This window comes from Halobaculum litoreum (assembly GCF_030127125.1).
Lineage (GTDB): Archaea > Halobacteriota > Halobacteria > Halobacteriales > Haloferacaceae > Halobaculum > Halobaculum litoreum.
The window spans coordinates 2101550-2113747 of the sequence record NZ_CP126156.1 but is presented as its reverse complement, the minus strand read 5'-3'; the positions used below and the strand labels follow the sequence as shown (position 1 = coordinate 2113747).

Genomic DNA, 12198 nt, shown 5'->3' with positions numbered 1-12198 from the left:
GCGGCATCCGACCGCCCCGGCGACGCGCCGTCCGGCCGACGCCGACGCTCGACCGGGTGGCCGCGGTCCCGAACCGTTAGTAGCCGTCCGCGCCTCCGCACGGGTGTGCTGGTCCTCATCTCCGACACGCACGGCACCGACGGCCACCGACTCCGCGGCCGCACCCTCGCGGCCGTCCGCGAGGCCGACGCCGTCGTGCACGCGGGCGACTTCTACCGGGAGCCGGTGCTCGACGACCTCCTGCGGGTGACCGACACGCTGTACGGCGTCACCGGCAACAACGACGACGCCGCCCTGCGCGAACGGCTCCCCGCCGAGCGGGTCGTCGGCTACGAGGGGGCGACGCTGGCGGTCCGCCACCGGAGCCGCAGCGGCGCGACGGGGCTCGTCATGTTCGGGCGCGAGCGGGACGCCGACCTCGTCGTGTTCGGCCACAGCCACCGCCCGGAGTTCGACGACTCGGGCGCCGTCCCGCTCGTCAACCCCGGGAGCTACGCCCAGCCCCGGGGCAACCGTCCCGCACACGCCGAGGTGGAGCGGACGGACGCCGGGCTCGCGGGGCGACTGGTCACCCCGGACGGCGAGGTGTTCGGGGAGTTCGCCGTCCCCGTGACGGAGTAAACTGTCGCTGGTCGGGGCGTCGGAGGAGGGGCGGCGTCGTGGAGGGCCGCGGGGACCGTTCGGAGGGGACCGGTCGGGAGGGCCGTCGCGTCACCGGGGACCGGTACCCACCGCTTGCGCCGCTCGTGTCAAGTACTTTCCCTACACTCAAAGACCGCTTTTAGCTATCCGCCTCGGCGAGCCGATCCCCGCGCCGTCGCCCGATCAGCGCGCGCCGCGGCGCCGGGCGTACAGCGCGACGACCGCCAGCGCCAGCAGGCCGCCACAGAGGAACAGGAACCCCGGCGAGGCGGCCAGTTGGTCGACGACCGTCGGCTCGGCGGACGTCGCGACGGTGTAGACGGTCTCGGCGGCCGCCTCCGTCGCGGCCGGCTCCGGCGTCGCCGTCGCCGCCGGGGTCTCGGTCGCCTCGGCGATCCCCATCCCCGAGTCGGTCGCCGTCGCGGTGGCGGTGTCGGCCGCCGCCTCCGTCGCCGTCGCGTCGGCGGCCTCGGCGCTCACGTCCGCGCCGCCGGCGTCCCCGCCCCCGTCGTCGACGCGCTGCGGGCCGCCGGCCGACCCGGTCGCGAACACGCCGGCGGGCGAGAACGGGCCGCCGAGCGCCGTCTCGACGAGCACCGCGCCGAGGGCGACCGCGCCGACGCCGCCGAGGAGCCGGCTGAGCGTCGCGCGGATCCCGGACGCCTGCGACTCGGTGCCGGCGACGAGCACGAGCGGCCCGTCGGCGGGGGCGTACACGTCCATCTCCCGGCCCTTCTGGGAGTAGACGGTGTCGGTCACCTCGACGACGCCCGCCTCGCGCAGGCGCTTGAGGTGGTACTGGGCGTTCTGGAGGGAGGTGTCGACGCGGTCGGCGACGTCGCTGGCGGGGCCGGGCGAGTCGTGGAGGGTCGAGAGGATCGCGCGGGCGGTCTCCGAGGAGAGGGCGGCCAGCACCGCGTCGGCGTCGTCGCCGTCGACGCCGATGACGCGGGGGTCGCGGTCGTCGGCGTCGTCGTCCCCGCGGGACCACGGTCCGCCGATCCCCGGGATGGAGGAGGGGATGTCGGCCATTCGTCGTGGGGGTTTCGCGGTAGGGCGTGTAAGCCTTCCGTGCGAACGGGGCCGCGCACCCGCCGCGGCCGCCGACCGACCCTTCACGAACGACCCGGTAGGATCCCGATACCCATTAGTCGGCGTGTCACTGTGTTCGACGTATGCTCGACTACGTCGGTCTGGAGGCGGACCTCTCCGCGGAGGAGAAGCTGATCCGGGACACCGCCCGGGAGTTCGTCGCCGAGGAGGTCGCCCCGGACATCGCCGACCACTACGAGGCCGGCACGTTCCCCACCGAGCTCGTCCCCGAGATGGGCGACCTCGGCTTCTACGCCCCCAATCTGGAGGGCTACGGCTCTCCCAACGTCTCCGAACGCGCGTACGGCCTGCTGATGCAGGAGTTGGAGGCGTGCGACTCCGGCCTGCGCTCGATGGCGAGCGTGCAGGGCGCGCTCGTGATGTACCCGATCCACGCGTTCGGCAGCGAGGCTCAGAAGGAGGCGTGGCTCCCCGCCCTCGGGCAGGGGGAGGCGGTCGGCTGCTTCGGCCTCACCGAGCCCGCCCACGGCTCGAACCCCTCCGGGATGGAGACCCGGGCGGAGCGCGACGCCGACGGCTTCGTCCTGAACGGCGAGAAGACGTGGATCACGAACGCGCCCATCGCCGATGTAGCCGTCGTGTGGGCGAAGCTGACGAGCGAGGAGGGCTCGCCCGTGCGGGGCTTCCTCGTCGAGACGGACCGCGACGGCGTCGAGACGCCGAAGATCGACGACAAACTGTCGATGCGCGCGTCCGTCACGGGCGGCATCGTCCTCGACGACGCCCGGATCCCCGAGGAGAACGTCCTCCCCGAGGTGTCGGGGATGAAGGGCCCGCTGTCGTGTCTCACGCAGGCGCGCTACGGCATCGCGTGGGGGGCGGTCGGCGCCGCCCGCGACTGCTTCGAGACGGCCCGCGAGTACCAGACCGAGCGCGACCAGTTCGGCGGCCCCATCGCCCGCTTCCAGATCCAACAGGAGAAGCTCGCGGAGATGGCGACGCAGATCACGCTCGCGCAGCTGCTCGCGTACCGCCTCGCGGACCTGAAGGAGCGCGGCGACCTCCGCCCACAGCAGGTGTCGATGGCCAAGCGCAACAACGTCCGGATGGCCCGCGACCAGGCGCGCGTCGCCCGCGAGATGCTCGGCGGCAACGGCATCACGACGGACTACTCGCCGATGCGCCACATGAGCAACCTCGAGACCGTCTACACGTACGAGGGCACCCACGACATCCACTCGCTGATCCTCGGCGAGGACCTGACCGGCATCGCGGCGTTCGAGTAACGCCGACGGCGGGGGCGCGCGAGGACCGGCGGCTCCCCGGAGCCGTGTTCGACGGCCGCCCCCTTCGGTCCGCCGTGGGGACGGAACGCGCCCGCTGGCGCCCGTGGTCGGGCCGTTAGTCACCGCCGACCGGACTCGCCGGCCGCGCGTTGGCCGGCGGCTACCGCGGTCATCGGGGCCATAGCTAAGTAGGTGGGGTCTGAGGCGCCGACCATGGCCGAACCAGTCGAGGGCGGATGGCGGACGCTCGCGTTCTCCCGTGAGGAGGCGTGGGTCGTCCACGCCGCGCTCCTCGACCGGGTCAGGGCGGCCGTCGAGGCGAAGGAGGACTCGGAGGGGTTCCCGGAACTCGACGCGATGACCGCGCTCGAGGCGGGTCGCGAGCGGTTCGACCCGTTCGAGGTCGAGGTGATCCGCGAGGCGCTGGAGCGGTACCTCGCCGGGGCGCCGCCGCGGGACCTGGCGCCCGGTCGCGCCGCCCTCCGTCGCACCGCGAACGCGTAGCCGCCCCTCACTCCGGCAGCGACTCCTCCCGTGCGAGCTTCCCCCACACCGACCGCCGGTCGGCCGCCCAGCGGTACAGCGTCTCCCGCGCGTCCGGGTACTTCGGGAGCCCGCGGGCGGCGGCGGTGAGCCACCAGCCGGCCGCGCCGGTTCGCTTCGCCACCTGTTCGACGGCTTCCCCGCAGGAGTACACCCGCGTGTCGGTGACGAGGTGCATGCAGTCCTCGTAGTCGTCGGGGAGGCGCGCGCGCAGGTCGTCGTCCAACGCCGAGAAGCCGACGGCCTCGAACTCGCCGAGCTTCCAGCGCGTGCGACACGCAGAACGTACAGAACCCGCAGTCGTCGTCGTACACGAGGCGGGGGACGGACATACCTCCGAGTACGGGCGCGACGGATATGTGGCTTCGGGGGCGAGCCCGCCGACGGGGCAGCTCAGTCGGCGGGTCCGCCGACCGCCCGCTCGCTGCCGAAGCGGCCGAGGTACCCCTTCGCGAGCCGCGACTCCGCCTGTCGGAGGCGGTAGGAGACGGTCGAGGCCGGGCGGTCGAGCGCCGCCGCGAGGTCGCGCACGGTTATCTCGCGGGGGGGTCTCGTAGTAGCCGCGCTCGACGGCCGCGAGGAGCGTCTCCCGCTGTTCGGGCGGCAGCGACACCGTCGCCAGCGAGTCGTCGTTCCAGCGGTCGACCGGACCGAGGCGGCCGATTTCCAGCCGGATCCCCTCCCCGAGGTGGGCGGCCGCCTCGCGGCGGAACACCCCGACGTTCGTCGCGGAGCGCAACAACACCCGCCACTGGTGGCGGTGCTCGCGCCGCCGCGACCGGAGGACGAACCCCAGATCGAGCCGGCGGGCCGCCTGTGCGAGCACCGAGTCGCAGCGGTGGAGCCGCGTCACGAACGTGTAGAGGACGAGCGTCGACGGGGTGCGCTCGAGCACCTCGTGTTCGCGGACGGCCCGACACTCCGTGTCGGTCATCTCCTCGTGGGGCGCGTCCGGGTCGAGGCGGTGTCGCTCGATCCGGTCGAGCGCCTCCCCCGGCCCCGCGAACCGCTCCACGCGCCACAGTCGGTCGCGGCGGACGCAGCCGCGATCGCGTCCGCCGACAGCGACGGGTGGTCGACGAACACGTCGGCGACCGGGTCGGCGCCCGGCTCGTACACGAGGTCGAACGTCAGTTCGCGCACCCGCCACCTCGCTGTGGCGCCGCGGTCGGCCCGGCGTCGCCGCGGTCGCTCCCGAGGCGTCCCGGCTGTGTCATGCTTTCGGCAGTTGGGCGGGCGACGGTATTAGCGCCCCCCGACGATCCCCGCGACGTGGCGACGGCGGTTGGCGTGCACCAATTCAGGATATATGGCGGCTGACACCTTCGATCCGGCCCATGAGGATCCACAGACGCGAACTCCTCCGACTGGCCGCCGCCGCGAGCGCCGCGACCGCGACGGCGTTCGCGGGGTGTACGGGCGGCGGGGCGGACGCGGGCGACGACGCCGCGTCGACGACGGCGGCCACGCCGACGGCGACGGCCACCCCCGAGCCGACGCCGACCCCGTCCCCCACGGCCGAGTCGACGCCGACCGCGGGGGCCACGGAGGTCGCGGTCGGCCCGGAGGGTCGCCTCCGGTTCGTCCCCGACCTCGTCGAGATCGGGGTCGACGACACCGTCGTGTGGACGTTCGAGAGCCCCGGCCACAACGTGTCGAGCCTCCCGAGCGCCGACTCCCGCTGTTCGAACCCGGAGGGGGCCGAGCCGTTCGCCTCCTACGAGGGCGAACAGCACTTCGCGATCCTGCCGCCCGGGGCGACGTTCGAACACACCTTCACCGTCCCCGGGGAGTACGTGTACGTCTGCGTACCCCACGCGGGGCAGGGGATGATCGGCACCGTCCGCGTGAGCGAGTAGGCGTCGGTCGCCGCGGCGTCGCGACGCCGCGCCGCCGGCTTGGTGTGGGCCAACCGACACTTCTTGCCCGGATCCGGCGAACCCCGAACCATGTCACGGAGTAGCGAACACGACACCGGCCACGACGACGGCGAGCCGACCGAGTCAGCGGCGTCCGCGCGGGCTCGCTACCTCGAGCGGCGGCGCTTCCTCGCGGCGACGGGGGCGCTGGCGGGCGCGGGCGTGCTCGCCGGCTGTGGCGGGAGCGCCCCGGGGACGGAGACCGGGACGACCGCGGGGACCGCGACCGAGGAGCCGATGGCGACGGAGACGGAGGAGCCGACCGAGACGGAGGAGCCGGCCGAGGAGGGGCCGTCGCTCGCCGAGCGGTACCCCGGCCTCCGGATCCTCTCGCCGGAGCCGGAGAACGCCGAGGCGGCCGCGCGGTCGACGTACGCCGAGTACATCACCTCGCGGGAGGAGCACTACATCCGGAACCACTACCCGACGCCGAGCATCGAGGAGTCGGAGTGGACCGTCTCCCTGACCGGCCTCGTCGACAGCGAGGTCGAGTTGACGATGGAGGAGCTCAAACACTCCTTCGGCACGGCGTCGGTCACCCACACGATGCAGTGTGCGGGCAACGGGCGGTCGTACTTCGACCCGCAGGTCGGGGGGAACCAGTGGACGTACGGCGCCGTCGGCAACACCGTCTGGACCGGCACGCCGATCGCGGCGATCCTCGAGGCGTACGGCGCCGAGACGAGCGAGGAGTACTTCCTCACCGTGATGGGCGGCGAGCACCCGGAGGGCGAGGACGTGTTCACCCGCTCGATCCCGATGTCGAAGGTGCTCGACGACACGATCCTCGCGTACAACATGAACGGGTCGCCGATGTCGGCCGACCACGGCTTCCCGGTGCGCCTGCTCGTCCCCGGCTGGTTCGGCTGTAACAACGTGAAGTGGGTCGACCGGATGCACGTCATGGAGACGATGGTGATCGGCCAGCCGTGGGAGGAGGCGGGCGCCCCCGAGAGCGGCCAGCGCACGTTCACCCACTGGCAGCAGTACTCCTACCGGATCGACCCGGAGGAGGACGCCAGCGCCACCCAGTACGAGCGGCTCCCGACGTACGACACGCGCGAGCAGATGGAGCGCACCGGCGAGATCAGGAACGCGTACATGTACGACCAGGTGGAGAAGTCGCTCGTCGGCTACCCCGGCGAGGGGCAGACGGTGACGCCGTCGCCGTCGGGCACGATCGAGGTGATCGGCGTGGCGTGGGCGGGCGACGACGCCGTCGACACGGTCGAGGTGTCGACCGACGGCGGCGACACGTGGGACGAGGCGGAGTTCTTCGGCCCGGTCGGCGGGACGACCGGCTGGCGGCAGTTCCGCTACGTGTGGGACTCGCCGGCGCCGGGCGAGCACACGATCGCCTCCCGGGCGACCGACGAGCGCGGCTACACCCAGCCCGCGACGGTGTCGGCGCCGGACCAACAGCTCCGGGGGATCGAGAACGACCGGTTCCCGTGGAACCAGGGCGGCTACGGCAACAACGCCTACGAGTCCCACGCGGTGACGTGCACCGTGGCGGAGCGATGACCGCGACCGCCGAACCCGGCCGGATCGCGATCGTCCACCTGACGGGCCGGCTCGCCGACGGCGACGACGCCGGCGCGGTGTTCGAGACGACCGACGTCGACGTCGCGCTCGCGGAGGGCGTGTACCACGACCACCGCGACTTCGCGCCGCTGGAGTTCCGCGTCGGCGAGGGGCACGTCCTCCCCGGCGTCGACGAGGCGGTCAGGGGGATGGCGCCGGGCGAGACGGAGACGGTCGTGCTCGACCCCGCGGACGCGTACGGCGCCCGCGACGACGACGCGGTCGTCGCCGTCGACCGCGACGCACTGGAGGCACGCAGCGACACGACCGCCGCGGTCGACGACCTCGTCCGCAGCGAGCGCGGCGACGTGGGGTGGGTCGTCGCCGTCGACGACGCGGAGGCGGTCGTCGACTTCAACCACGAACTCGCCGGACGGCGCGTCGCGTTCGAGATCCGCGTGCTGGAGGTGCACGCCGCGGACGACACCCACGCCGACACGGGCGACCGGGGAGAGGTCGCCTGAGCGGGGCTACTCCGTCTCGCCGTCCCAGTAGTCCACCGCGTCGTCGCGGCGGAAGTACGCGCTCACGTCGCGCTCGCCGTCGCCGCCGGGCGGGCCGCCGGCAAGCACGCCCACCTTCTCGGAGTCGGGGTACACGAGCACCTCCGGGTCGCGCATCGTCGACAGCGCGAGGTAGCGCAGGGTGTCGTCGGCGTCGTTGACCACGCGGTGTGCGCCCTCGGGGCCGGCCGGGAGGGCCACGTAGTCCCCGGCGCGGAGGCGCGTCTCGCCGTCGGCGTGGCGGAGCGTCCCCTCGCCCGCGAGGACGTACAGCGCCTCGGCGTTCGCGCTGTGGTAGTGGTACGGCCACGCGCGCTTGCCCGCGGGGAGTTCGTACAGCGAGCAGCCGAGGTCGTCGCCCCCGGCGGCCGCGGCCAGTTTCTTGCGCCGCCAGCCCACCCGCTCGCCGCGGTCGGCGTCGTCCCACTCGAGGTCGTCTTCGTTGACGCGGTTCACGTCGGCGACTCGACACCACGCGACCTAACCGTTGCCGTCGCGTGCGAGCGCGCCACGGGCGCGGGGCGGAAGGGGTTTGCACGGGCGGCCCCTGCGGGCGCGTGTGAACGACGCGTCCGTCCGGGTCGCCGCCGCGCTGGTCGCGCTCGTGTGCGTCGCGAGCGCCGCGAGCGTCGGGGCCGGAGCCGTCGTGTCGCCCGCCGGCACCGCGGCCGCCGGGGCGGTCGACGCCGCCGGCGCCGCGACCCACTCGTTCGTCCAGTTCAACGTCTCCGAGGTGCGGACCGACCCGGGCGGCACCGTCGCGGCGCGCGTGACGTTCCACAACGCCTACGGCACGCTCGTCGCGGTGACGGGTCCCGACGGCTTCCGCTACGAGGCGGCGCTGTCGCCCGCCGGCGGCGTCCAGACGGTCGTGCGCTTCGACACCGCGGCCGCCGGTCGGGGAGGCGGACGCGCTGACCGCGGTCGACGGCGCCGTCGAGAACGCGAGCGTCGTCGGCGCGCCGGGCGCGCCGCTGCCCGCGGGCGTGTACAACGTCACCCTGCTGGCGGGCGGGCAGGTGCGCGACGCGATGGCGCTGCGCGTCGGCGACGCCGCGGGGACGCCGCCGGCCGCGATGGCCGCCCGGCCTACCCCGACGCCCGGCGCGGCGGCCGACGCGGACGCCCCCGGCGAGACGACCGCCGCCGCCCCGGGCCTCGGTGTCGTCGCCGTCCTCGCGGCGCTGGCGGCGACGCTGCTCGCGGTCGGCCGCCGTCGTCGCTGACGGGCGCGCTTCGGGGTGCCGGATGCCGGCGTTTTTGTACGTGTCCGGCGAACCCGTCGCCAATGGGAATCGATCCGAACTTCGACGACAACCGCGAGCACGTCGGCGAGGAGAACGGCCTCGACGTGTGGGGCCCCGTCGACCCGCCCGAGAAACTGGGGATCCACGGCGCGCACGTCGCCGTCGACTACGACATCTGCATCGCCGACGGCGCGTGCCTGGAGAACTGCCCGGTCGACGTGTTCGATTGGGTGGACACGCCGGACCACCCCGCCAGCGAGCGGAAGGTCGAGCCGACCCGCGAGGACCAGTGCATCGACTGTATGCTGTGCGTGGACATCTGCCCGGTCGACGCCATCGACGTGGACGCCTCGCGGTCGTAGCCCGTGCGGGAGCCCGAACGCCACGCCGCCGAGCGCGCCGCCAACCGGGCGAACTGGGACGAGCGCGCGGCCGTCCACCCCGAGACCGACCACTACGACGTCGAGGGGTTCCTCGCGGGCGACTCCAGCCTGCACTCGATCGAACGCGAGCGCCTCGACGCGGACGGCGCGTCGGTCTGTCACCTCATGTGCCACATCGGCCTCGACACGCTCTCGTGGGCGCGCGCGGGTGCGACGGTCGTCGGCGTCGACTTCTCGCCGGTCGCGCTGGCGACGGCGCGCGACCTCCGCGACCGCGCCGGCATCGACCCCGACGCGGCGCGGTTCGTCGAGGCGGACGTGTACGACGCCGCCGGGACGCTGGCGGACCGGTTCGACGTCGTCGTCGCCACCTACGGCGTGTTCTGTTGGCTCCCGGACCTGGACGGCTTCTTCGAGACGGTCGACCGCCTGTTGGCGCCCGGCGGGGAGGCGCTGTTCGTCGACGACCACCCGCTGGCGGCGGCGTTCGACGGCGACCCGCCCGCGTACGCCTACCCGTACCTCGACCCCGTCGAGATGGAGGTCACCGACGGCGCGTCGTACGCCGACCCCGACGCCGAGTTCGAGGCGGCGACGACCTACCAGTACCACCGACCGCTCTCGGCGCACGTCACCGCCGCCGCCGACGCGGGCCTCCGGGTGACGGCGCTGGAGGAGTTCCCGGTGTGTGAGTGGCGGCGGTTCGACTGGCTGGAGCGCGACGGGGAGTGGTTCGTCCAGCCGGACGACGACGAGCGCGGCCCGGACCTGCCGCTGTCGTTCGCGCTGTCGGTCGAGAAGCCGGCGTCGGCGTAGCCCGGTCGCGCGCCCGTCCGGTCAGTCGGCCGCCGCCGGCGAGGTGTCGCCGTCCGCGTCCGCGGGTGCGTCGACCGCGACGCCGTCCTTCGTCGCCAGCGCCTCACACAGCAGCTCCGCGATGTCGACGACCTCGATGTCGTCCTCGAAGTCGCCGGTCTTGCGGCCGTCCTCGTACATCGTCCCGCACATCGGACAGGCGACGACGAACTTCTCGACCGCGTCGCCCGCCGCGGTGTCCTCCAGCGCCTCGCGGAGGCGCTCCTCGCTCGGCTTCACGTCCTCGTCTTGGTCCATCCAGAGGCCGCCGCCGCCGCCGCCACAGCAGAACGAGTCCGCGCGGTTGCGCGGCATCTCGGCGAGGTCGACGCCCGTCGCGCGGATCAGCTCCCGGGGCGCCTCGTACACGTCGTTCATGCGGCCGAGGTGACACGGGTCGTGGTACGTGACGGTGTAGTCGAGCTCCGTCCCGTCCAGCCCGAGACGGCCCTGGTCGACGAGGTTCTCGACGACCTGCGTGTAGTGGAACACGGGCGCGTCGAACTCGCTCATCTCGGGGTACTCGTTGCGGAACGTGTTCATCGAGTGGGGGTCGGTCGTCACCACCTTCTCGAAGGTGCAGGCGGCGAACGCCTCGGTGTTGTCCTCGACGAGCATCTCGAACAGCCCCTCCTCGCCGACGCGGCGCACGTCGTTGCCGTCGTGCTGTTCGTCCTCGTAGAGGATGCCGTAGGAGACGTTCGCGCGCTCCAGCAGCGTCGCCAGCGAGCGGGCGACCCGGCGGTTGCGCTCGTCGTAGCTGGGGTACTCGCCGACGTACCAGAGGAACTCCACGTCCTCCTCGCGGGCGTCGGGCACCTCGAAGTCCAGGTCCTCGGTCCACTCGGGGCGCTTGCGGGCGGGGTCGCCGAACGTGTTGCCGTTCTGGAACACGTTCATCATGGCGTCCTGCACCATCTCGTCCATCTGGCCCGTCTCGGTGAGCCGGCGGTTCATCTGCGTGAACTCCGAGACGTGCTCGATGTCGACCGGACAGGCGTCCATGCAGGCCATACAGGACATGCACGACTCCATCGACTCCGCCGCGATGACGGAGTCGCCGCCGTCGGCGACGATCTCGATCTCCTCGGTCCGGCCGGCGTCGAGGTCCTCGCGGTACTGCTTCAGGTCGAGGATCACGTCGCGCGGGTCGAGGTCGCGCCCTGACGCCTTCGCCGGGCACACCGAGGAACAGCGGCCGCACTTCGTGCAGGCGTCGTGGTCGAGGATGTGGCGCCACGAGAAGTCCTCGATGGAGCCGTAGCCGATCTCGTCGGGGCCGGCGTCGGCGGGGACGCCCGGCAGTCGCACGCCGGCCTTCTCGTCGCGGGTGACGACGTTCGCGAACGACGAGATCATGTGGAACGGTTTGGCGTACGGGATCGCGGCGATGAACGCGAACGCCAGCAGGGCGTGGCTCCACCACGTCACCGTGTACAGCGTCTCGGCCATCGGAACAGTCAGGCCGGCCTCGGCGAACACGCCGGCGAGGAAGTAGCCGACGAACGAGACACGCTCGAACTCGGCGAACTGCGCCGACCCGACGATGCGGAACGCCTCCAGCACGTAGCCGCCGACGCCGAGCACGAACAGCGTCCAGACGAACGCGTCGTCCTCCAGCGAGGTGTGCTTGCCCCACAGACGGCCGTCGCGCTCGGTGTAGCGCCGGTAGATCGCCATCCCGACGCCGACGACGAACAGCAGCCCCATCGCGTCCATCACGAACGAGTACGAGAGGTAGAAGTCGCCGACGAAGAACGACTCGCCGGTCACGGGGCGCCAGAAGTCGAGGTCGATGCCGAGGATGGTCGTCCCGATGAGGAGGGTGAGGAAACCCCACAGGATGAACGAGTGCATCACGCCCGCGTACAGGTCGCGGTCGTACTGGTTGCGGTTCGAGGCGACGATCCGGGCGGCGCGCAGCACCCGCCCCGGCAGGTCGTCGAGGCGATCGAACCAGTCGTCCTCGCCGTCGGCGTACCGGGCGAACCGGCGGTAGGTGCCGTACGCGAAGATCGCGAGCGCGACCGCCGCGAAGTAGTAGAACGCGGCCTTCCCGACCGGACCGATGGTCCAGAAGGTCTCCCGCGTCACGTCGGCTTGCATACCCGATCCGACTCGCGTCCGCGGTTAAATCTTCTCACACCATCGTGTGTGATCGATCCGACCGGCCGGCCGCCGGC

The 12198-nt window shown here is 72.7% G+C and carries 14 protein-coding genes and 1 pseudogene; 9 read left to right on the top strand and 6 right to left on the bottom strand.

Annotated features, from left to right (window positions below; translation table 11 throughout):
- The first annotated feature begins 105 nt into the window (after positions 1 to 105).
- Entirely contained in the window at positions 106 to 621 is a 516-nt protein-coding gene (locus P0R35_RS11545) for a metallophosphoesterase (protein ID WP_284012610.1), read from the top strand.
- Positions 622 to 825: 204 nt separating this feature from the next.
- Here P0R35_RS11545 and P0R35_RS11540 read toward each other — a convergent pair whose 3' ends face one another.
- On the bottom strand, positions 826 to 1674 hold the full coding sequence (locus P0R35_RS11540; protein WP_284012609.1) for an ArsR/SmtB family transcription factor: 849 nt from the start codon (positions 1672 to 1674) through the stop codon (positions 826 to 828).
- A 143-nt stretch (positions 1675 to 1817) separates the two neighbouring features.
- Here P0R35_RS11540 and P0R35_RS11535 point away from each other — a divergent pair, with 143 nt between their 5' ends.
- Both P0R35_RS11535 and P0R35_RS11530 read left to right on the top strand, forming a co-directional pair.
- Entirely contained in the window at positions 1818 to 2981 is a 1164-nt protein-coding gene (locus P0R35_RS11535) for an acyl-CoA dehydrogenase family protein (protein WP_284012607.1), read from the top strand.
- A gap of 213 nt (positions 2982 to 3194) precedes the next feature.
- Positions 3195 to 3485, top strand: a complete 291-nt coding sequence (locus tag P0R35_RS11530) for a DUF7853 family protein (RefSeq protein ID WP_284012606.1) — start codon at positions 3195 to 3197, stop codon at positions 3483 to 3485.
- A 7-nt stretch (positions 3486 to 3492) separates the two neighbouring features.
- Here the strand turns inward: P0R35_RS11530 and P0R35_RS16700 are convergent, their stop codons facing one another.
- The 3 genes and pseudogenes from P0R35_RS16700 to P0R35_RS16690 all read right to left on the bottom strand — a co-directional run.
- Positions 3493 to 3750 carry a DCC1-like thiol-disulfide oxidoreductase family protein gene (locus P0R35_RS16700; RefSeq protein WP_432765050.1) on the bottom strand — a complete coding sequence of 86 codons (258 nt, stop codon included), beginning with the start codon at positions 3748 to 3750 and terminating at the stop codon, positions 3493 to 3495.
- 167 nt (positions 3751 to 3917) lie between these two features.
- Positions 3918 to 4055 carry a hypothetical protein gene (locus tag P0R35_RS16695; RefSeq protein WP_432765049.1) on the bottom strand — a complete coding sequence of 46 codons (138 nt, stop codon included), beginning with the start codon at positions 4053 to 4055 and terminating at the stop codon, positions 3918 to 3920.
- A 163-nt stretch (positions 4056 to 4218) separates the two neighbouring features.
- Positions 4219 to 4610: pseudogene (locus P0R35_RS16690) on the bottom strand (helix-turn-helix domain-containing protein); the annotation flags it as partial.
- A gap of 251 nt (positions 4611 to 4861) precedes the next feature.
- On the opposite strand from P0R35_RS16690, the gene P0R35_RS11520 reads away from it, so the two are divergent.
- The 3 genes from P0R35_RS11520 (at position 4862) to P0R35_RS11510 (ending at position 7491) form a co-directional block, all read left to right on the top strand.
- Positions 4862 to 5383, top strand: a complete 522-nt coding sequence (locus P0R35_RS11520) for a plastocyanin/azurin family copper-binding protein (RefSeq protein WP_284012604.1) — start codon at positions 4862 to 4864, stop codon at positions 5381 to 5383.
- A gap of 90 nt (positions 5384 to 5473) precedes the next feature.
- Positions 5474 to 6967 carry a sulfite oxidase gene (locus P0R35_RS11515; RefSeq protein ID WP_284012603.1) on the top strand — a complete coding sequence of 498 codons (1494 nt, stop codon included), beginning with the start codon at positions 5474 to 5476 and terminating at the stop codon, positions 6965 to 6967.
- Positions 6964 to 7491, top strand: coding sequence for an FKBP-type peptidyl-prolyl cis-trans isomerase (locus tag P0R35_RS11510; RefSeq protein ID WP_284012602.1), 528 nt, complete (start codon positions 6964 to 6966; stop codon positions 7489 to 7491). The genes P0R35_RS11515 and P0R35_RS11510 overlap by 4 nt, the downstream gene beginning before the upstream one ends.
- A 6-nt stretch (positions 7492 to 7497) precedes the next feature.
- Here P0R35_RS11510 and P0R35_RS11505 read toward each other — a convergent pair whose 3' ends face one another.
- Positions 7498 to 7986 (bottom strand): cupin domain-containing protein, encoded by a 489-nt coding sequence (locus tag P0R35_RS11505; protein ID WP_284012601.1) that lies wholly within the window; start codon positions 7984 to 7986, stop codon positions 7498 to 7500.
- Positions 7987 to 8516: 530 nt separating this feature from the next.
- Between P0R35_RS11505 and P0R35_RS11500 the strand changes: the two genes are divergently transcribed.
- From P0R35_RS11500 to P0R35_RS11490, 3 genes are all read left to right on the top strand, one after another.
- Complete coding sequence (locus P0R35_RS11500) at positions 8517 to 8756, top strand: hypothetical protein (protein WP_284012600.1); 240 nt, start codon at positions 8517 to 8519, stop codon at positions 8754 to 8756.
- A 62-nt stretch (positions 8757 to 8818) separates the two neighbouring features.
- Positions 8819 to 9139 carry a 4Fe-4S dicluster domain-containing protein gene (locus P0R35_RS11495; protein WP_284012599.1) on the top strand — a complete coding sequence of 107 codons (321 nt, stop codon included), beginning with the start codon at positions 8819 to 8821 and terminating at the stop codon, positions 9137 to 9139.
- Positions 9140 to 9142: 3 nt separating this feature from the next.
- Entirely contained in the window at positions 9143 to 9976 is an 834-nt protein-coding gene (locus P0R35_RS11490) for a class I SAM-dependent methyltransferase (protein WP_284012598.1), read from the top strand.
- Between the two features lie 21 nt (positions 9977 to 9997).
- Here the strand turns inward: P0R35_RS11490 and P0R35_RS11485 are convergent, their stop codons facing one another.
- Entirely contained in the window at positions 9998 to 12121 is a 2124-nt protein-coding gene (locus P0R35_RS11485; protein WP_284012597.1) for a (Fe-S)-binding protein, read from the bottom strand.
- Positions 12122 to 12198: the final 77 nt, after the last annotated feature.

Bases quoted from the DNA above. Each gene is read 5' to 3' on its own strand.
- P0R35_RS11510 (WP_284012602.1), top strand. From the start codon at position 6,964: ATGACCGCGACCGCCGAACCCGGCCGGATCGCGATCGTCCACCTGACG.
- P0R35_RS11535 (WP_284012607.1), top strand. From the start codon at position 1,818: ATGCTCGACTACGTCGGTCTGGAGGCGGACCTCTCCGCGGAGGAGAAG.
- P0R35_RS11515 (WP_284012603.1), top strand. From the start codon at position 5,474: ATGTCACGGAGTAGCGAACACGACACCGGCCACGACGACGGCGAGCCG.
- P0R35_RS11495 (WP_284012599.1), top strand. From the start codon at position 8,819: ATGGGAATCGATCCGAACTTCGACGACAACCGCGAGCACGTCGGCGAG.
- P0R35_RS11530 (WP_284012606.1), top strand. From the start codon at position 3,195: ATGGCCGAACCAGTCGAGGGCGGATGGCGGACGCTCGCGTTCTCCCGT.
- P0R35_RS11485 (WP_284012597.1), bottom strand. From the start codon at position 12,121: ATGCAAGCCGACGTGACGCGGGAGACCTTCTGGACCATCGGTCCGGTC.
- P0R35_RS11540 (WP_284012609.1), bottom strand. From the start codon at position 1,674: ATGGCCGACATCCCCTCCTCCATCCCGGGGATCGGCGGACCGTGGTCC.
- P0R35_RS11520 (WP_284012604.1), top strand. From the start codon at position 4,862: ATGAGGATCCACAGACGCGAACTCCTCCGACTGGCCGCCGCCGCGAGC.